Annotated in this window: 18 protein-coding genes and 1 pseudogene; 7 read left to right on the top strand and 12 right to left on the bottom strand. The window is 63.5% G+C overall.

The window, feature by feature from the left end:
* Nucleotides 1–94: 94 nt before the first annotated feature.
* The 3 genes from KIH45_RS11030 to KIH45_RS11020 form a co-directional block, all read right to left on the bottom strand.
* Nucleotides 95–736: a ParA family protein gene (locus KIH45_RS11030; RefSeq protein ID WP_213176037.1), complete on the bottom strand. Its 642-nt coding sequence runs from the start codon at nt 734–736 to the stop codon at nt 95–97.
* 188 nt (nt 737–924) lie between these two features.
* Nucleotides 925–1,140: a hypothetical protein gene (locus KIH45_RS11025; RefSeq protein WP_213176036.1), complete on the bottom strand. Its 216-nt coding sequence runs from the start codon at nt 1,138–1,140 to the stop codon at nt 925–927.
* Between the two features lie 135 nt (nt 1,141–1,275).
* On the bottom strand, nt 1,276–1,950 hold the full coding sequence (locus KIH45_RS11020; protein WP_213176035.1) for a glutathione S-transferase family protein: 675 nt from the start codon (nt 1,948–1,950) through the stop codon (nt 1,276–1,278).
* Nucleotides 1,951–2,200: 250 nt separating this feature from the next.
* On the opposite strand from KIH45_RS11020, the gene KIH45_RS11015 reads away from it, so the two are divergent.
* The gene (locus KIH45_RS11015) at nt 2,201–3,523 is read left to right on the top strand and encodes a S41 family peptidase (protein WP_213176034.1); all 1,323 of its coding nucleotides are present in this window, start codon (nt 2,201–2,203) and stop codon (nt 3,521–3,523) included.
* Nucleotides 3,524–3,714: 191 nt separating this feature from the next.
* Here the strand turns inward: KIH45_RS11015 and yihA are convergent, their stop codons facing one another.
* The 5 genes from yihA to rpmH all read right to left on the bottom strand — a co-directional run bounded on the left by yihA (nt 3,715) and on the right by rpmH (nt 7,246).
* Nucleotides 3,715–4,395, bottom strand: a complete 681-nt coding sequence (gene yihA / locus KIH45_RS11010) for a ribosome biogenesis GTP-binding protein YihA/YsxC (RefSeq protein WP_213176033.1) — start codon at nt 4,393–4,395, stop codon at nt 3,715–3,717.
* Between the two features lies 1 nt (nt 4,396).
* Nucleotides 4,397–6,175 carry a membrane protein insertase YidC gene (gene yidC / locus KIH45_RS11005; protein ID WP_225899867.1) on the bottom strand — a complete coding sequence of 593 codons (1,779 nt, stop codon included), beginning with the start codon at nt 6,173–6,175 and terminating at the stop codon, nt 4,397–4,399.
* A gap of 70 nt (nt 6,176–6,245) precedes the next feature.
* Nucleotides 6,246–6,455, bottom strand: coding sequence for a membrane protein insertion efficiency factor YidD (gene yidD, locus KIH45_RS11000; protein ID WP_144097828.1), 210 nt, complete (start codon nt 6,453–6,455; stop codon nt 6,246–6,248).
* Nucleotides 6,452–6,874, bottom strand: a complete 423-nt coding sequence (gene rnpA / locus KIH45_RS10995; RefSeq protein ID WP_213176031.1) for a ribonuclease P protein component — start codon at nt 6,872–6,874, stop codon at nt 6,452–6,454. Before rnpA ends, yidD begins: the two co-directional genes overlap by 4 nt.
* A 237-nt stretch (nt 6,875–7,111) precedes the next feature.
* Nucleotides 7,112–7,246, bottom strand: coding sequence for a 50S ribosomal protein L34 (gene rpmH, locus KIH45_RS10990; protein WP_066557510.1), 135 nt, complete (start codon nt 7,244–7,246; stop codon nt 7,112–7,114).
* 211 nt (nt 7,247–7,457) lie between these two features.
* Here rpmH and KIH45_RS10985 point away from each other — a divergent pair.
* Nucleotides 7,458–8,965, top strand: a pseudogene (locus KIH45_RS10985) (YifB family Mg chelatase-like AAA ATPase).
* 19 nt (nt 8,966–8,984) lie between these two features.
* On the opposite strand, the gene KIH45_RS10980 reads toward KIH45_RS10985, so the two are convergent.
* Nucleotides 8,985–10,484, bottom strand: coding sequence for an HWE histidine kinase domain-containing protein (locus KIH45_RS10980; protein ID WP_213176030.1), 1,500 nt, complete (start codon nt 10,482–10,484; stop codon nt 8,985–8,987).
* 103 nt (nt 10,485–10,587) lie between these two features.
* Here KIH45_RS10980 and KIH45_RS10975 point away from each other — a divergent pair, with 103 nt between their 5' ends.
* From KIH45_RS10975 to KIH45_RS10955, 5 genes are all read left to right on the top strand, one after another.
* On the top strand, nt 10,588–11,253 hold the full coding sequence (locus KIH45_RS10975; protein ID WP_213176029.1) for a hypothetical protein: 666 nt from the start codon (nt 10,588–10,590) through the stop codon (nt 11,251–11,253).
* A gap of 110 nt (nt 11,254–11,363) precedes the next feature.
* Nucleotides 11,364–12,350, top strand: a complete 987-nt coding sequence (locus KIH45_RS10970) for an SPFH domain-containing protein (RefSeq protein WP_213176028.1) — start codon at nt 11,364–11,366, stop codon at nt 12,348–12,350.
* Between the two features lie 6 nt (nt 12,351–12,356).
* Entirely contained in the window at nt 12,357–12,845 is a 489-nt protein-coding gene (locus KIH45_RS10965; RefSeq protein WP_213176027.1) for an NfeD family protein, read from the top strand.
* A 2-nt stretch (nt 12,846–12,847) separates the two neighbouring features.
* The gene (gene msrB / locus KIH45_RS10960) at nt 12,848–13,264 is read left to right on the top strand and encodes a peptide-methionine (R)-S-oxide reductase MsrB (RefSeq protein ID WP_213176026.1); all 417 of its coding nucleotides are present in this window, start codon (nt 12,848–12,850) and stop codon (nt 13,262–13,264) included.
* A 96-nt stretch (nt 13,265–13,360) separates the two neighbouring features.
* Complete coding sequence (locus KIH45_RS10955) at nt 13,361–15,610, top strand: transglycosylase domain-containing protein (protein ID WP_213176025.1); 2,250 nt, start codon at nt 13,361–13,363, stop codon at nt 15,608–15,610.
* A 78-nt stretch (nt 15,611–15,688) separates the two neighbouring features.
* On the opposite strand, the gene KIH45_RS10950 is transcribed toward KIH45_RS10955, so the two are convergent.
* The 3 genes from KIH45_RS10950 to hflK all read right to left on the bottom strand — a co-directional run bounded on the left by KIH45_RS10950 (nt 15,689) and on the right by hflK (nt 19,417).
* Entirely contained in the window at nt 15,689–17,224 is a 1,536-nt protein-coding gene (locus KIH45_RS10950; protein WP_213176024.1) for a Do family serine endopeptidase, read from the bottom strand.
* Nucleotides 17,225–17,420: 196 nt separating this feature from the next.
* A complete protein-coding gene (gene hflC, locus KIH45_RS10945) occupies nt 17,421–18,269 on the bottom strand; it encodes a protease modulator HflC (RefSeq protein ID WP_213176023.1) in 849 nt (282 codons plus the stop codon).
* Entirely contained in the window at nt 18,269–19,417 is a 1,149-nt protein-coding gene (hflK, locus tag KIH45_RS10940; protein ID WP_225899826.1) for a protease modulator HflK, read from the bottom strand. Before hflK ends, hflC begins: the two co-directional genes overlap by 1 nt.
* Nucleotides 19,418–19,524 lie beyond the last annotated feature (107 nt).

Raw genomic sequence — 19,524 nt, 5'->3', positions numbered from 1 at the left:
CCCCCATCCGGAATCGGCCGGAGAATCCGGCCCTGGATGGGTCAAGGCTGCGTCAAAGCAGAAATGATCGCAAGTGAAACCTTGTCGCTAGGCGTCAGAACTTCTTGCCAACTTTCATGCCGGCGGCCTTGCAGACCCATTTCCAAAGGTCGCGTACTTCGTCCGCTGCCTTGCTTTCGGGATCGAACTCTGTCGCGGATTCGCCGTCGCCCGATGCGCGGTGGAATGCGGCGCGTTCGCCGAACATGACGGGGCAGACCGACAGGCCCAGCGCCTCGACCTTGGCCTTGGCATCGGCGACCATCTTCGTCGCGCGGGCGGGCACGCCGTTCATCAGGACATTGCCTTCCTTGCCAACGAACTGCAGCATTTCGGCCGTGGCCTCCAGTGCATGGAGATCGAACGCGCGCGGGCGGCTGGGCACGAGCACGAGGTCGGCGGCCTTGATCGCTTCGCGCGCAGAGGCATCGGCGTGGGGCGGAGTATCGATGACGACAAGCTCGACCCCGCTGGCCAGTTGCTTTTCGACCGTGCGGGCAAGGCGGGCAGGGGGACTGGTTACGACTTCGGGAAGGAAATCACCGCGCCAGTCGGCCCATGCCGCGGCAGTTGCCTGCGGGTCGGTATCGACGACGATCGTCTTCTTGCCGGAATAGGCGCCGGCGGTGGCAAGGTGCAGGGCAAGCGTCGTCTTGCCCGATCCGCCCTTCTGGCTGACGATGGCAACGGTGGGCATTTTCTGGACTTCCCCTCATGCGGGCCGATCGCGAAGGCCCCGGTGTGTTGGCGCATGATACGCCTCAAACCGCGCGATGGGAAGAAGAATGCTGCACCTGCGAAAAGAGGGGCGACTTCGCGCAAATAAGGCAAAGAAAAAGGCCCCGCTCCTTGCGGAGCGAGGCCCTTTCACGAAGCTTCGCGAGATTACTCAGCGGCGGCTTCGGTTTCTTCGACGACGACGGCTTCAGTCTCTTCGACGGCCGGGGTCTCGGTGGCTTCGACCATCGGCTCTTCGACGACGGGCTCTTCAACCACTGCTTCTTCGGTCACTTCGACTTCGGGTTCAGCAGCTTCCTGGCTGCAGCCGACGAGGGCGAAAGCGGTTGCAGTTGCGAGGATGGTGAGTGCAGTCTTTTTCATGGCGATACATTCCCTATGCAGACTCGAAAGCGAGTGCGCAGGTGCAATATACTGCATGTTGCGGCGCAATGTCCATATTCTCGCCACAATTCGGACGAAATTCAGCAAGCCACTGATTTTTTGGATTTAAATCCTTCAATCGGCGACTTCGAATGCCTCGATGCGCCAGTCTTCGTGGTCTGCGCCTTCGACCCACTGCTGCATCCAGTCATGTTCCCACATGGCCTCCATATAGGCCTGCGCAAAGCCGGGGACGCCGATGCCGTAGGTAAAGAAACGGCTGACCACGGGGGCGTAGAAGATGTCGGCCGCGCTGTAGGTGCCGAACAGGAACGGCCCGCCATGGCCGAACCGGCTGCGCGCCTCTGCCCAGAGCGAGAGGATGCGGATGACGTTGGCCTTCGCCTCGTCGGGAATCTCGTGCCCTTCGATCCGGCGGCGCACGTTCATCGGCATCGCGCGGCGCAGCGGCAGGTAGCTCGAATGCATTTCCGCGACCATCGAACGGCACAGCCCGCGCGCGACCGGGTCCTTGGGCCAGAATCGGTTGCGCCCGTTCTCTCCGCCGATCTTGTCGGCAAGGTGTTCGAGTATGGCGAGGCTGTCCCAGATGACGACGTCATCGTCCCACAGGATCGGCACTTTGCCCGAAGAGGGCTGAACGTCATCCCATTCGCGCTTGGCGTTTTCCCAGTCCTCGCCGCTGATGTTGACGGTGATTTCCTCGAACGAAAGTCCCGACTGCTTGCAAGCAAGCCAGCCGCGCAACGACCAGCTGGAATAGTTGCGATTGCCAATGATGAGTTTCATGAAAACGCCCTGTTACCTGAACAACGGAGTTAGCGGTGGCAGGCTGGGGTGTCGAGGGGAGATCGGCCAAGGGCGCGTCCAACCCGATCGTGCATAAGCGCCTTGGCAGCTTGTCTGATTGGCCCGTTGGCTTGAAGTTCTGCCTATGACTACGCGCTTTGCACTTCCCCTAACCCTCGCTTCGACGGCTCTTGCCGGATGTGCGACCCAGGCACCGCCGTCGCCCCGGCCATGGCTCGATGCTGGGCCGTTGACCGAAATCACGACATCGACCGGGCAGACGGACCCGGCAGTGCGGGGCGTCTGGCAAAGTCGCGGCTATGGCCGGTTGCTGCGCATTGGCGAAACCGGTGTCGACCAGTTCGAGATCGGGGATGCCTGCTATCTGCCACCGCGGGACACGGCAGGGCAGACCGAGATGGATTCGGTGAGCTACCGCTTTTTCCGCATGCTGCCGGACGGAGAGCGCGCGATCATGCAATTGCTGCGCGGCGACACAAATGTCGTGTTCGACCGGCTGCCCGCCATGCCAGAGATATGCATCGAGGAGGCCCCGACCGATCCGGAATTCGTGGCGGAGACTTTTCTGGATATGTTCGAGCGGCACTATGCCTTTTTCGACCGGCGGCCCCCCGATCACGAAACGAGGGCGCAGCGCCTACGCGCGGCGATAACACCGGGCATGGACGATGCCGCGCTCTGGGATGCGCTGGCATCCTATATGGACGGCCTGTCCGACAGTCACACCAAGCTGATCGGCGAAGTGAACGGTGAGAGGCGGCGCGTGCAGGACGGGCTGGGCGAAACCCTGCCGCGCATGCGCGCCTCCGACGGGGGCGAAACGCGCTGGCTGATCGGACTGCTCGGCCAGACGCTGGAAAGCCTTGGCGATAGCGCCCATCACACGGGGCGGGACCGGATTGTTTGGGGCGTTATCGACGGCAAGGTCGGCTATCTGCAGATCTTCCAGATGGGCGGTTTCACAGATCGGGACGATTTCGGCAGCGACGCCTGGGCCGAGGCTGAACTGGCAGAGTTCGACCGCATCATGGACGAGGCTTTCGACGCGTTCGACGGGATGGACGCGGTCATCGTCGACCTGTCGAACAACCGTGGCGGCTGGGACCAGATCGCAAAAGCCTTGCCGGGGCGGTTCACGGATGAGCCCTATGTCGGCTTCACCACGCAGGCACAAGGTTCGCAGCTTGCGCCGTTTCCTCACGTGATCGAACCCGCAGACGGCCCGCGTTTTACCGGGCCGGTCTATGCGCTGACCAGCGACGTGACCGTAAGCGGGGGTGAACTGGCCATGCTGGCCTTGCGGCAGAACCCGCGCGTGACACAAGCGGGGCAGACGACACGGGGTGCCTATTCGACCCCCTTGGCAAAACGGCTGCCGAACGGCTGGCTCGTCGAACTGTCGAACGAGGTGTTCGCCGCGCCCGATGGCACGGTCTACGAAGAATTCGGCCTCGAACCGGACATCGACTTGCAGCCATATCCGCCTTCCGAACCTGTGGCCGGCCATTGGAAAGCAGTGAGCGCCTTGGCCGAACTGGCCCGGCAAAAGTGATCCGAAATGATTTTCCTACTCGGCCATGCCCCGCCACACGGCAGGTCGTTCTTTGCCATCGTCCGGTCCGCTCTACCCGCAAGGTGTCACCCTGCGCCGTACAAGGCTCAAAGCCACGCAGGTCCTGGGGTTTTGACATGTTGGAGGTGGGTGACAGGGTGTAACCTTTGTCACCCGCGGCAAGTCTTGGCTCAGCCGCCCTCGGCGCTTTGCAGAACGAAGCCGCGCAGTTCCTCGATGCCCATGCCCTTTTCGGAACTGGTCACCGAAATCTCGGGATACGCGCCCGCGTGCTTACGGGCTTCGGCCATAACCTTCTCGATGGTTTTCTGAAGCTCGCTCGCCTTTACCTTGTCGGCCTTGGTCATGACAACGCGGTAGGAGACACCGGCGATGTCCATCATCTCCATGACCTCCAGGTCGACCGGCTTGATGCCGTGGCGCGAATCGATCAGCAGCAGGCAGCGGCGCAGCACCTGACGCCCGCGCAGATAATCGTTCACGAGGTAACGCCACTTCTTCACGACCTGCGGCGGTGCCTTGGCAAAGCCATAGCCCGGCATGTCGACCAGCCGGAACTCGGGCTCTTCGCTCCCGTCCTCTGTTCCGCCGACATTGAAGTAGTTCAGTTCCTGCGTGCGCCCCGGCGTGACCGAGGTGCGCGCGATCGCCTTGCGCCCCGTCAACGCGTTCAGGAGCGACGACTTGCCCACGTTCGACCGGCCCGCAAAAGCGATCTCCGGCACCGTTGGTTCGGGCAGGAACTTGAGCGCAGGGGCCGACAGCAGGAACGTCACGGGCCCTGAGAAGAGCTTGCGCGCACGTTCCTCGTACAGGGCCTGGCCGGGATCTTCGGGAAGGCTTTCGTCCACCTTAGCCCTTGGCCTTCCCGGCCTTTTCCGCCTTTTCCTTGGCCAGATCGGCTTTCAGCTTTTCCTTCTGCTCTTCCATCGCCGCGGCCTTGAGCTGCGGATGACGGGAATAGAGCCACTTCTGCTGGCCGATCGTTAGGATGTTCGAAGTGATCCAGTAGATCAGCAGGCCTGCCGCAAACGGGGCCATGATGAACATCATGAACCACGGCATCAGCATGAAGATCTGCTGCTGGGCCGGATCCATCTGTGCCGGGTTCAGCTTGAACTGCAGCCACATCGTGAAACCGAGCAGCAGGGCCAGAATGCCGATGGCAAGGAAGCCCGGCGGGTCGAAATCGAGCAGGCCGAACAGATTCAGGAAGTGCAGCGGATCTGGGGCCGACAAGTCCCGGATCCACAGGATGAACGGCTGGTGGCGCATTTCGATCGCCAGCATCAGCACCTTGTACAGTGCGAAGAACACCGGGATCTGCAGGAACATCGGCAGGCAGCCAGCCAGCGGGTTCACTTTCTCTTCGCGGTAGAGCTCCATCATCTTGGACTGGAGCATCTGCTTGTCGTCCTTGTACCGCTCCTGCAGCGCCTTCATCTTGGGCTGCACCGCCTTCATCGCCGCCATCGAGGCGAACTGGCGCTGGGCGATGGGGAACATGAGGCCGCGAACGATCACGGTCAGCAGGATGATCGCGACACCGAAGTTGCCGACGAGCTCGAACAGCCACTTCAGAAGCCAGAAGATCGGCTTTTCGAACCAGCGGAACCAGCCCCAGTCGATGGCAAGACCAAAGTTCGCGATGCCCGTTTCCTCGTACATGTCGAGAACGTCGCTTTCCTTGGCACCGGCAAAAAGCTGCGTGCTGCGCGAAACCTGCTTGCCCGCAGGCACGGTCATCGCGTCATAGATCACGTCGGCGCGGAACTTCGCATCGCCCAGCGAACGGAAATCGGTGCTGGTCGTCGCGCCGTCCTGCGGGACGAGGGCAGAGAGCCAGTAGATATCGGTAAAGCCGATCCAGTTCGCCGCGCCCTTGCCGGCGACAGTCCCTTCCTCGGCGACATCGTCGTAGTCGTTGCCGAATTCGACCGAACCGTCGAACGCTCCGATCGGGCCGGAATGAACCGTCCAGGTGTCGACGCTGGCCGTGTTGCTGGTGCGATTGATCAGGCCGAAGGGGCGCACCGCGACATCACCGCCGCTGGTGTTCGCAACGGTCTGCGTTGCAGTGATCATGTAATGATCGTCGATCTCGTAACGGATCGAGAAGTTGAGACCCTCGCCGTTGTTCCAGGTGAGCGTCACCGGGCTGTCGGGCGTCAGCGTATCGCCTTCGGCCTCCCAAACGGTGTCGGGGCCGGGCAGGCGCACGTTGTCACCGATGAAGCCGAACTGCGCGAACTGCTGCGCGGGGGTGCCTTCCGGGCTGTAGAGACGGACGGGGCCCGAATCCTTCTCAAGCGTCTGGCGATGGGTCTTGAGCACGAGATCGTCGATCTTCGCGCCGACCGGGTTGATCGAGCCGGCAACTTCGGGCGCGTCGATGGCGATGCGGTCGGCGCTGCCCAGCGACTGGTCGAGGTCAGCCTCTTCCTCGGCGATCTGGTCAGGGTCGGTCAGGCCGCCTTCACGGGTCCGCTGGACCGTGGGTGCCTCTTCGCCCGTTGCCGCGATCTCAGTAGATTCCGCCGCAATCGGCTCTTCCGGTTGCGGGTAGAAATAGTTGAGACCCAGCTCCCAGCCGAGCATCAGCAGTGCGATAAGCACCACTGCCGTGATCATGTTGCGCTGGTTGTTTTCCACCTCGAAACCTTCGGTAATTTTACGTCCAAATAAATAAGGCCGATGCCGGTCAGGGAACCGGATCATGGCCGCACCCGCCCCACGGGTGGCAGCGCAATAGCCGCTTGGTCGCCAGCCAGCCACCCTTAATCGCGCCGTACTTGCGAAGCGCCTCGATCGCGTACTGCGAACACGAGGGGCTGAAGCGGCAGGATGGCGGCAGGATGGCCGAAGGGCCGATCTGCCACAGGCGGGCGATGCCGATCAGGATCCACTTCATGACGTGCGCTTCTCCTGCTTGCCGCCCTGTTTCGGGCCGTTGCGGCGGGGGCCGGGCCTGCGACTGCGCGGCGGATCGCCTTTGCCGTCGCGGGCACGGGACAGTGCCATGCGCAGTTCCTCGCCCAGCTTCTCGAAGTCCCGCTCTACCCCGCCGTCGCGGCCTATCAGGATGTGATCATGCCCGGGAAGGCCATGTTCGGGAAGGTTCGCCCAGAGCAGTTCGCGAAACCGGCGCTTCATCCGGTTGCGCACGACCGCATTGCCGATTCGCTTGGTCACCGTAATGCCGTACCGCATCGCCTGCGGCTCGATCCCATTGGGGCGGGCAAGCAGGACGAAACCGGGACGAGCGACCCTGATGCCGCGATTGGCGGCAAGGAAATCGGATCGCTTTCGGATGACCGTGGGTTTTGTCATGTTTGGTTTGAGGCTGTCGCCTCGGCCCTCAGACGCCGGGCGCGGACCGTCCGGTCCGCTTGGCTTCCTCGCATAAGCTCGGGCGCGCGTTCGCGCTTGCGGGTGTCGCTTTGTGCCCCGTTGTCTGGGTTGCGGCGTGCCAAACCAAACAGCAACGGCCCGCAAACCCAGATGGGCGCGGGCCGTCGAGCAAGGCGGTGCGTCCGGATCATACCGGACGCGGACACGCGCTTAGGCTCAGGCGCTCAGCTTCTTGCGGCCGCGTGCACGACGGGCGCGCAGAACCTTGCGACCACCGGGGGTGGCGAGGCGGGCGCGGAAACCGTGGCGACGCTTGCGCACGAGGTTGCTCGGCTGGAAAGTGCGCTTCATGGCGAATTCCTCAAAATCTTCGACTGATGGCCGCATCTGCGACACGAACAAAAAGGGCCGCCGTTGAAGGCGACCGCCTGTGTGCGTGCGCCGTTACGGGCATGACGGAACAGAGTCAAGCATGTGGTTAGCGTGATCGTGGCTCTCGACACGCGATTATATCCCGGTCCATGACAACGAATAAAGGAAATTTCGGGGTCGCATCAAAGACATGGTCGCACTGGTCCGCACCGTGGCCTATCTCGGGCTGGAGGCGCGCAGCGTGGAAGTTCAGTGCCAGTTGGCACCGGGACTGCCTGCTTTCAACATCGTCGGCCTGCCCGACAAGGCGGTAGGAGAGAGTCGCGAACGTGTTCGCGCAGCGCTGGCCGCGATGGGCCTTGCCCTGCCGCCCAAGCGGATTACGATCAACCTCTCGCCTGCCGACCTGCCCAAGGAAGGTTCGCACTACGATCTTGCGGTCGCCCTCGCTCTGCTGGCTGCGATGGGCGTTACCGATGCCGAGCAACTGTCCGACCATGTCGTTGTCGGCGAACTCGCGCTCGACGGACGAATCGTTGCCTCCCCCGGGGTCCTGCTGGCCGCGATGCACGCGGCCGCCGACGACAAGCGGCTGATCTGCCCTGCCTCGCAAGGGCCCGAGGCGGCCTGGGCCGATGGCGAGGCGGTGATCGCCGCGCCCGACCTCATCAGCCTTCTGAACCATCTTAAAGGCACGCAGCAGCTGCCCGCGCCCGATGCCGGCGCGATCGAGATGGCCGCGCCGAAGGCGGACATGAGGCAGGTGAAGGGGCAGGAAACCGCCAAGCGCGCGCTCGAAATCGCGGCGGCTGGCGGCCACAACCTCTTGATGATCGGCCCGCCGGGTGCGGGCAAGTCGCTGCTCGCGTCATGCCTGCCGGGTATCCTTCCGCCTCTGACAAGCGGTGAGGCGCTGGAGACAAGCATGGTCCAGTCGGTCGCAGGCCTGCTCGAAGACGGGCGGATCAGCCGCGCGCGTCCGTTTCGCGCACCGCACCACTCGGCGTCGATGGCCGCTCTTACGGGCGGGGGGCTGAAAGTGAAGCCGGGCGAGGTCAGTCTGGCGCATCTCGGCGTCCTGTTCCTCGACGAACTGCCCGAGTTCCAGCGCGCCGTGCTCGATTCGCTGCGGCAGCCTCTGGAAACGCGGGAAGTCAGCGTGGCGCGGGCCAATGCGCACGTTACTTTCCCTGCGAACGTGCAGTTGATCGCGGCGATGAACCCTTGCCGCTGCGGACATCTGGGCGATCCGGCGCTCGCCTGTTCGCGCGCGCCCAGGTGTGCGGCCGATTACCAGTCCAAGGTTTCCGGCCCGCTGCTTGACCGTATCGACCTTCATGTCGAGGTCGATCCCGTATCGGCCCGCGATCTCGCCCTGCCGCCGCCGGTAGAGGGCAGTGCCGAAGTGGCCGCGCGCGTGGCGCGGGCGCGGGACATCCAGACTGCGCGGCTGGAAGGGACCGACGCGCGCACCAATGCCGACCTCGACGGCGAAGCGCTGGAGTCTTTCGCCCAGCCCGACGAAGCCGGTCGCAAGCTGCTGATGCAGGCAGCCGACGCGATGCGGCTGTCGGCGCGCGGCTATGTCCGATCCTGCGCGTCGCCCGCACGATCGCGGACCTTGCCGGTGCGCGCGACATCGGGCGCATCCATGTTGCCGAGGCGCTAAGCTATCGCCGCCAGCCCCCGCGGGCCTGATCTGTCAGATTTTTGGGGCTCAGGCGCCGACTTGCGCCATGGGCGAGGCGATCGTCGCGCGGAAACCGTTGTGGTTGTATTCGATCTCGGTCTCGCCGTCGGGTGCGATACCCCGTTCGATGAGCCGCGCGCCCAGGCCCTTGCGATCAGGCGCGATAACCGGCGGACCGCCGCTTTCCAGCCATTCGATCACTAGCCATTCGGCCCCGTCTCGATCCTCGAGATGTACTTTCATGCCGACCCGGCCTTCGGGCGAAGACAGCGCGCCGTACTTCATCGCATTCGTGCCCAGTTCGTGCAGAAGCATCGAAAGCACCAGGGTCGAGCGCGAAGCGAGCTTTACGTCTGGTCCGCAGCGATCGACGCGGTCATCGATCGACAGGCGCGAAAGTACGCCTTCGGCCAATTCCATCACGCCCGCTGCCGATTGCGTGCGGCTGAGCAGGATGTCGTGCGCCGTGGCCAGTGCAGAGACGCGGCGATTGAATTCCTGCACCGGTTCAGGGTCGGTTACTTGCCGCATCGTGTGACCGGCAATCGCCTGCACAAGTGCCAGCGTGTTCTTCAGCCGGTGGGAAATCTCGTTATTGATCGCGCGCTGATCGGTCACGTCGGTCGTCACACCGGTCAGGCCGATGACATTGCCTGAATCGTCGTGGATCACTTTCGATCGGACTTCCAGCCAACGCTCTGCATCGTCATTGGCGCGGCGGATCGCGAATTCGCCCTGCTCGATCCCACCGGATCGCATGGCCGCATCGATGTCACTGGTCCCTCCGACCAGCCGGCTCATGTCGGCGATCGAATAGAACGGTGCTTCGTCCAGACCGTGAATGCGCCAGAACTCGCGCGTACCGACGATACGCTCTTTTTCGAAGTTCACTTCGAAGGCGCCGACGTGCCCTGCTTCTTCCGCAAGCTGCAGTCGCTCGACCGCGCGGCGCTGCATCTCTGCTTCGGCGCGCTCATGCCTGATCGCGGCGTCTTTCTGCTTGATCGCCTTGCGCAGTTCGAACTGGCTGATGACCTGGCCGGCCAGCGCCTGCAAAGAACGCTGCTGATCGCAGGTCAGCCCTTCGGGCCGCACCTTGGTATCGATCACGCAAAGCATGCCGATGACCGTGCCGCGCGGAGTGACGAGAGGCGCGCCGGCATAGAACCGGATGCACGGGTCGTCCGTAACCAGCGGATTTTCCCGCGTGCGCGCATCGGCCGTAAGGTCGGGAATGACGAGCAGGTTGCGCGATGCAAGACCGTGACGGCAAACCGAAGAGCCGAGCGGCGTTTCGCAGGCATCGAAACCGGACCGCGCCTTGAACCACTGGCGCTTGTCGTCGACCAGGCTGATCAGGGCGACCGGCGTTCCGCAGGCGTTCTTGGCGAGGAAGACGATATCGTCGAAACCACGCTCCGCCTCCGTATCGAGAATCTCATACGCCTCGAGCTCGGCGAGACGCCGTTCCTCGTTGCCGCTGCCGTCAAAGGCGCTGCTGCTCAGATCCTCATGGTTGTAGGCCATAGGCTGCTGTAGATAACCGAGAATATCGGAAGATCAAATGACAAGAGTGTCGGGCCTGCAAACGTTTGACCGGCACTATGGATTCAAGGCAACAATCGCGGCGATGATCAGTCTTTTACCGCATATTTTCACTTTCGCCGCTTCGCTTGTTTTTCTGCAGGGCGCGGCGGCTGAACCGGCTCTATCGGCAGAGAATCGCGCCGCCGTTCGCTGTTCCGCCGCGTTCGCCATTGTCGCGGGTGAGCAGCAGCGGGGAGGAATGCGAAGCTACCCGCCGCTTCGCTGGCGTGGACGCGAATACATGGTGCGCACTGGCGCTTCCCTGATCGATGCGGGATGGAGCAAGGAACAGGTCGCCGCCGCCATGCGCGATGCGGCAGCCGGGCTTCAGGCTCAGGCCGCGACCGACGGCGATGCCGATGGCGTGCTACGCGCGGTGATGCCGCCGTGCCTTTCTCTGCTCGATGCCGAAGTCGAACCGTTGATCGAACCCAACCTGCCGCAATGCACTGCAATCATGCGGCTCTCTTTTGACGAAGTGCACAAGGCTGAGGGGCCTAGCGACCGGGCGAGGGACCTGCGGATCATGACAGCGGTGCTGGAGGCCCGTGCCCGCCGCGAACTGGCGGAACAAGGGCGCACGGAGGGTGAGGCAGATGCGGTTCTTGCTCATGAGGCGAAGAGCGTGGCCGAAACCGCAGCAGCGCCGGGCGGGGTGCAGCGCTATGACATTGGCACCTGCTTCGAACTGGCCAAGCCTGAGAACTGAGACGCACTATTGACCCGCGCGCGGCGGCAAGCGACTGTCGCGCATGATATAAAGCGCGGGCGGCGACGGGATCGACTGGCCGCGCGGGGAAAATACGGGGGTCGTATCACATGGATCTGTTTCTCATCGTCCTGCTGGCGGTGCTGCTTATCTTCCTGTTCAGCAGCGTTCGCGTCGTTCGGCAGGGCTACGTCTACACGATCGAGCGGATGGGCCGCTTCACCAAGCCGGCCAATCCGGGCCTGCACATCATCGTGCCGCTGATCGACCGCGTCGGGCACAAGATCAACATGATGGAACAGGTCCTCGACATTCCGGGGCAGGAAATCATCACCAAGGACAACGCGATGGTCGGCGTTGATGCCGTCGTGTTCTTCCAGGTGCTGGACGCAGGCAAGGCTGCCTACGAGGTGTCGGGCCTGCAAAACGCGATCCAGGCACTGACGACGACGAACCTGCGCACGGTGATGGGCTCGATGGACCTCGACGAGACACTGTCGAAGCGCGACGACATCAACGCGCGTCTGCTGTCTGTCGTCGACCATGCGACTTCGCCGTGGGGCGTGAAAGTCACGCGTGTCGAAATCATGGATATCCGCCCGCCGCGCGACATTTCCGACGCCATGGCCCGCCAGATGAAGGCAGAACGTGAGAAGCGCGCACAAATCCTGGAGGCCGAGGGTAGCCGAGCATCGGAAATTCTGCGCGCCGAGGGTCAGAAGCAAGCCCGCATCCTAGAGGCAGAGGGCCGCAAGGAATCCGCGTTCCGCGACGCAGAAGCTCGCGAACGCGAGGCGCAGGCGGAAGCAGAAGCGACCCGCGTGGTGTCCGAAGCCATCGCGTCTTCGGGCACGCAGGCACTGAATTACTTCGTCGCGCAGAAATACGTCGAGGCAGTTGAGGGCTTTGCCACCTCGCCCAATGCCAAGACGATCCTATTCCCGGTTGAGGCGACGCAGCTTATCGGTTCGCTCGGCGGGATCGGCGAATTGGTGCGCGATGCCGTCACTCCGCCTGCCGGCGCCGCGCAGCCCGGCGACAGCGGGGCCAGCGTGACGACCCGCCGCCCAAGCGTTCCGCGCACTTACGGGGACTGACGCGACATGGACTGGCTGGGCGATCTCGATGCGACTTGGCTTTGGCTGATCCTCGGGCTGGTGCTTGCCGGCGCGGAGATGATCGCGCCGGGGTATTTCCTGATCTGGATGGCCTCGGCCGCGTTTCTCACCGGTCTTATCACCGCGGTCACCGATATCGAGACTTCGATCCAGATCCTCTCGTTCATCGTGTTCTCCGCCTTCTCGGTCTTCGCCGCGCGGCGCTGGTTCGATTACGCGGGGACCGAGACGACCGATCCGCTGATGAATGACAAGGGCGCGCGGCTGGTCGGCACGCGCGTCGTGGTGACGCAGGCGATCGACGGGGGCGAAGGGCGCGTGCGGCTGGGTGATAGCGAGTGGCTGGCCCACGGCGCGGATGCCGAAGTCGGCACGCGGCTGGTCGTCACCGGCCATGACGGGTCGGTCCTGCTTGTAGGGCCGGTGCCCGCTACCCATGTTCCTGCAGAGACCAAAAGCATCACGCAGGATTGATCATGACCGACAAGACCGGCCGGACCGAGGCCGAATGGCGCGATAAGCTGAGCCCCGAGCAGTACCACGTTCTGCGCGAGGCAGGGACCGAACGGGCCTTCACCGGCAAGTTCGACAAGTTCTATGAAGAGGGCGAATACTACTGCGCCGGATGCGGCCAGAAGCTGTTCGAATCCGACGCCAAGTACAATTCCGGCTGCGGCTGGCCTGCCTTTACCAAGCCCAGCGAAGGCGACAGCGTAACCGAGCATCGCGACACGTCGTACGGCATGGTCCGTACCGAAGTCGTCTGCTCCAACTGCGACGGCCACCTTGGTCATGTCTTCCCCGACGGCCCGCCCGAAGCAGGCGGCATGCGCTACTGCATCAATAGCGCCGCGCTCGATTTCGAGGCGGAAAAGGACGGGTCGGACGATTGACCGCGCAAGGCTGTTCAGCCAGCGTTAGAAGGACCTTGGCCATGAAGTGGCCATGTTTTCCTACCCCGGCATGTCCGGGCTGACTGACGGGCGGCAATGGCCAAACAACAACGGCGGCGCAGCAAGCGTGAAGATAGTAGCGGCGGTTCCTTCGTGGGCCGCTGGATAAAGCGGCTGTTCATTACCGGCCTCGTCATCGGCCTGCTGGCAGTTGCCGCACTGGCCATCGCGGTCTGGACGACCAAGAATTCGCTTCCCAGCTATTCCTCGCTGAAAGCCAGCGAGCATGGCCAGACGATCGTCGTTCGCGCGCGTGACGGGCGCGAGATCGTGTCCATCGGGCCCAGTTATGGCCGCTGGCTGACGTATGACCAGATCCCGGAATCCATGCGCAACGCGATGATCGCGGTGGAGGATCGGCGCTATTACGATCACTATGGCGTCGATCCGATCGGCGTGCTGCGTTCGATAAAGGTGCGCGTGGAATCCGGCGCTTTCCGGCAGGGTGGTTCGACCATCACGCAGCAGCTGGCGCGTAATATCTTCCTCAACAACAACAAGACTTTCGACCGCAAGGTGCGCGAGGCGATCCTGGCGCTGGCACTGGAACGCAAGTTCACCAAGCAGCAGATCCTCGAGCTTTATCTCAACAAGGTCTATTTCGGCGGCGGCGCCTATGGCATCGATTCCGCCAGCCGCCTGTTCTTCAGCCATCCGGCGGATGAGCTTTCGGTGGGTGAGGCCGCGATTATCGCAGGCCTGGTGAAGGCACCGTCCCGCTATTCGCCGACCGCCGATGCAGAGGCCGCGGTGGGCCGTGCAGGGACCGTTCTTGCGCTCATGCAGCAACAGGGTTTCATTACGGCGGGCGAAGCGGCGGATGTCGATCTCGACACGATCGAGCTGAAGCCGGAATATGGCCAGAACTCGGTGCGCTATTTCACCGATTGGGTCCTGCCGCAGCTCGACTTCATCGTGCCTGACACGTTCGAACCGATCGAGGTCTGGACCACGCTTGACGTCGGTATGCAGCGAGCGGCGACGACCGCGATCCAGAACAACGTGCCCAAGGGCGCGCAAGGTGCACTCGTCAGCCTCGATCGCGATGGCGCGATCCTCGCCATGGTGGGCGGCACCGATTATGTCGAAAGCAACTTCAACCGCGCGACCGATGCGCTGCGTCAGCCGGGCTCGGCGTGGAAGCTGTTCGTCTATCTCGCTGCGCTTGAAGCGGGCTTTACGCCCGACACGCCGGTTGAGGACAAGCCGATCACCATCGACGGGTGGAGCCCGCGCAATTCGGGCGGCAATTATGCTGGCATGATCGATGTGCGCGCGGCGTTCGCCTATTCGAAGAATACGGTGGCGGCGCAGCTTGGCAACGAAGTGGGCTTTGGCACCGTCGCTTCGATGGCGCAGCGTTTCGGCATTACCTCGCCAATCTCGACATATCCCTCGATGGTGCTGGGCGCGTCGGAAGTGCGCGTGATCGACCTGACGCGTGCCTTTGCCGCGGTGGCCGCAAAGGGCACCTCGGTCGAGCCTTACGGCATCACCCGCGTAACTTCGTCGAGTGGCGAGCTGCTGTACGAACGCCGCGCATCGCGCGAGCAGCTTCTGGTTGCGCCCTATGTCGCGGCGCAAGCGACCGACCTGCTGCAAACGGCGGTCAGCACCGGCACGGGCCGCGCGGCGCAAATCGGACGTCCGGTTGCGGGCAAGACGGGTACGACCTCTTCGAACAAGGACGGCTGGTTCCTTGGCTTTTCCAGCGGGGTCACGACCGGCGTCTGGATGGGGCGTGACGATGCCAAGCGCGTTCCGGGCCTTGCCGGCGGTTCCGCCCCTGCGCGTGCTTTTGCGGACTTCATGAAAGTCGCGGTGGCCAAGCGTCCGGTCGAGGAATTCGATACCGAGGTGAAGCTTCCCGCATGGCAGCTTGAGCCTGACGACGAGGCATGGTTCGGCCAGCCCGGCGACTACTACTTCGTCGACGAGGAAGGGAACCGCATCGAGCCTTATGGTGGCGGCCCCGATGGTAGTTACGTTGCTCCGCCCGACGATGGCTGGCGCCCCGGTGATCCGCGTCCGGGCTACGAAGACGATCGCGGCTATCGCGACGGTGGTTATGGGCCCGACGGCATGTCGCCCGCTGCGCCCCCTGCCGTGGACGAGGATTTCCTCGACCGCGCGACGGGACGGGAAGAGCCGCAGTCCGGCGCTGGTCAGCAGCAACAGCAAGGCCGTCAGCAGGGCGCGTCCAATCGCCAACAGCAAAGCGGCGTGCGTACCGACGATACAGGCGTCAGGGTGATCGACGTCCAGGCCGCCTTGCGCGACCGTTAGGCACGAACCTTTCGGACAAAGAGAAAGGGCCGCCCCCGGCATGCGGGAGCGGCCCTTTTCTTTAAGGCGCTATGCCGATCAGCGCATGCGAAGCGGCACGTAGATCGCGGGCTGGCCGCGACGCTGAACGCGCAGCAGAACGGCCTCGCGTCCGTCGTCCTCGGCCTCGCGGACTATGCCTTCAAGCTGTTCGACCGTGGTGACGTCGCGGTAGTTTGCCGTCAGCACGATATCGCCGCGGCGCAGGCCCTTGGTGGCCGCATCCGAAGTGCCGTCGACCGCCGCGATGACGAGACCTTCGACGTCTTCGCCGACACCAAGCTGGCGAGCGATGTTCGCAGTGAGCGGCGTAACCGACAGGCCCAGCTTTTCCGCGATGTACGACTGGTCGCCATCGGTGCGCGGGTTGTTATAGCCATTTTCGCCTTCATCGTCCGGATTGGCGAAGCTCTGCGAAAGTTCGTCCTCGCTCGGCCGTGTGCCGACGACGGCGTTCACCGTCATGCGCTTGCCGTTGCGGATCAGTTCGATCGGGATACGCGTGCCCGGTTCGGTGTTGGCGACGATGTACGACAGCGTCTGTTCGGGCGTGATGTCCTTGCCGGCGATGCGCAGCACGACGTCACCTGCCTGAAGGCCGGCCTTGGCCGCAGCTTCGCCCGGAACGACCGACTGGATGAATTCGCCGCGGTTGTGATCGATGCCCAGCGATGCTGCGAGATCCTCGCTAACCGGCTGGATCTGGATGCCAAGATAGCCACGCTCGATCGCCTCGCCCGCGATCAGCTTGCGCACGATCGGTTCGGCGGTCTCTGCCGGAATGGCAAAGCCGATACCGACGCTGCCGCCGGTGGGCGAGAAGATGGCGTTGTTGATGCCGATGACGTTGCCGCCCATGTCGAACATCGGACCGCCCGAGTTGCCCCGGTTGATCGCCGCGTCGGTCTGGAGATAGCGGTCATAGGCATTGCCCGAACCGGTGGCGCGATAGACGGCAGAGATGATCCCGCTCGTCACCGTGCCGCCAAGGCCGAAGGGGTTGCCGATGGCGATGATCCAGTCACCCACGCGCGCGGTACGGCTGTCGCCGAAGTTCACGAAGGGAAAGGGCTTGGCGCGGTTGATCTTGAGTACGGCCAGGTCCGACTGCGGATCGGTGCCGACCAGTTCGGCATCGTATTCGGTGCCGTCGGTGGTGGTAACCGTGATCGCCTCGATCGTGCCGTTGCGACCCTGCGCCGAAACGACGTGGTTGTTCGTCACGACATAGCCGTCCGCGCTCATGATAAAGCCCGAGCCGAGCGACTGCGCCTCACGCGTGGTGGGCTGGCCGCCGGGGCCGCCGAACAGGCCCTCGAACGGCGTTCCGGCAAACGGGTTCTGTCCGCCGCCGTTCACTTGCACGCGCTGGCGGGTGGAGATGTTCACCACCGCAGGCTGCAGTTGTTCGGTAAGGTCGGCAAAGCTTGCCGGGGCGCCACCGCGCGGTACCACGCGGGCCATCGTCGTATCGTCGTTCTGGGCAACCTGCGCGCCGGCGGGATAGCCGGTGGCCAGCGAAACCGCGGCTCCGCCCAGAAGCAGTGCGGTTGTGAGCGTATAGGCGTAACGCACGTTATGAATTCCTCTTCACATCATTCCGTCATGGTGCCGCGCCCCATCCCGAGGGCCCGGCAAGGGACCGTGCAGGCGGCGGGCCTGCCGATCCGGCGAGTATGTCCCGCCCCATTCCAGCCGTTGGGGGCTTAACGCGGATTGAATGGAAACATCCCGTACCCGCGTTTTGCACCCTTCAGACTAAAGAACCTGCTCAGCGTCCCGTTCCCCTGAACTGGCGCAGGTATTCATTGTCGGGCGACATGATGATCGAGCTGTTGTCGTCATCGCCCGTGAATACCGCGTCATAGCTCTGCATGGCGCGGTAGAAGTCGTAGAAGTTCGGGTCCTTATTGAAGGCCGACGCATAAGTCTGCGCGGCCTCGGCCTCTGCTTCTGCGCGGATGATCTGGGCCTGCTTCTGGCCCTGCGCACGGATCGTGTCCGATTCCTGCTTACGCGCGGTCTGCATCCGGGTGTAGGCGGTTTCGAGCGGGCGGCCGGCGGGAAGGTCGGCACGCTTGATGCGCACGTCGATGACCTGCACGCCGTATTCACGCGCTTCCTTGTCGAAGCCTTCCTTGATCTCCTTCATTGCTGCACCGCGTTCGGCGGTCAGCAATGCCTGGAAACTGCGAGTGCCCAGACGCTGGCGCAGGACCGAGTTCAGGATCGGCCGCAGCTGTTCCTCGACCCGACCGGTCGAACCGGCGGTCTGGACCAGCTTGGTCGGATCGATCACGCGATACCGCGCATAAGCGTCCACCTCGAGGCGGCGCTGGTCGCGGCTGAGCACTTCCTGTCGCTGCATGTCGACGGCCAGGATCTGGCGCGAGACGAAGACGACGCGGTCGATCAGCGGGATGCGGTACCAGATGCCCGCACCCGTGTTCCCGTAATCCTCGTTCGGACGGAACTTGTTGACGATGGTTAGCGGTTTCCCGTTACGCAGGATCACCGCCTGTTCGGTTTCGGGCGTGACGAACACGGTCGAAAGCGCACCCACGACGACGAGGCCTGCGGCAATGATCCACGCCTTGTAGCGCTGCCAGGTCTGTTCCATCACTGGCCTCCTTCGCTGGACGAGGACGTCCGGTTGCGGCCCGCTTCGGGCAGGGGCAGGTAAGGCACCACGCCGTCGGCTTCGACGATGGTCTTGTCGGTCTGTTTCAGAACGCGTTCCATAGTTTCGTAATACATGCGGCGCTTCGTCACTTCGGGGGCGAGGCGGTATTCCTCGTAAACCTTGTTGAAAGCGGTCGCCTCACCCTCTGCCCGCGCGGTGACCTGTTCGGCCCAAGCGCGTGCGCGGTTGATGTCGGATTGCGCGTCTTGCTGCGCGGCGAGCACTTCGCGGAAGGCATCGACGACGGCGGACGGCGGATCGGCCTTCTTGATTTCGACGCCCTGCACGGCAACGCCTGCGCCATAGGCGTCGAGGAAAGCCTGCATGCGGGTGCGCACGGCCTGTTCGACCTGGGCACGGCCCGAACCCGACAACGCATCGTCCAGCGTCACTTCCGCGATCGAGGCGCGCATCGCGGCCTCGGCAACTTCGGTCACGGTCTGGTCGGGGTTGTCGATCTGGAAAGTGTACTGCTTCAGGTCCTTGATGTTCCAGCGCACGATGTACGACAGGTCGACAAGGTTCTGGTCACCGGTCAGCATCAGCTTCTCGGCCTCACCCTCGGGGATCGTGTCGGTGCGGATCGAGGTCACGTCCTCGATCTCGACGTTCTGGATCGGCCAGGGCAGCGAGAATTGCAGGCCCGGACCCATCGTCCGCGAATAGCGGCCAGCCGTGGTGACAAGGCCTTCTTCTTTCGGACCGATCTGGTGGACGCCGGAAATCAGCAGCCAGAGCGCGATCACGCCGATCAGGATCAGCGGCGCCCAGCTCTTGCCGCCAGGTGCCTGCGGCATGCGGGGGAAACCACCGCCGCCACCGCCGCCCTTGCGGGCCTGCCGGTGCTTGAACAGGTCCTCGATATTGGCCGCCTTGCGCGGGCCAGAGGAACCGTCGTCACCGCCGGGCAACCACGGGTTGCGCGGTTTGTTGCCGCCTTCGGATACCGGCGGAGGCGTCGCGCCGCCGTCCGATCCGCTCACGCCGGAGCTGTCGTTGTCGTCACCGCCGGGCGAGGAGCCCCACGGGCTCTTACCGGCCATGGCCAAAATGCCGTCCTTCAAGGACCCACCCTTTTTCGTCATGCTTCCCTTATAGGTATCGTCACGGGCAAAAACAGGGGGTTCGGCATTGGATTTTTCCGCCAATGGTGCAAGAGGCCCAATGACGCATCACGCAAACGCCATTATGG

The organism is Croceicoccus gelatinilyticus (assembly GCF_018398395.1).
Classification (GTDB): Bacteria; Pseudomonadota; Alphaproteobacteria; order Sphingomonadales; family Sphingomonadaceae; genus Croceicoccus; species Croceicoccus gelatinilyticus.
This window is presented reverse-complemented; position numbering and strand designations above follow the sequence as displayed.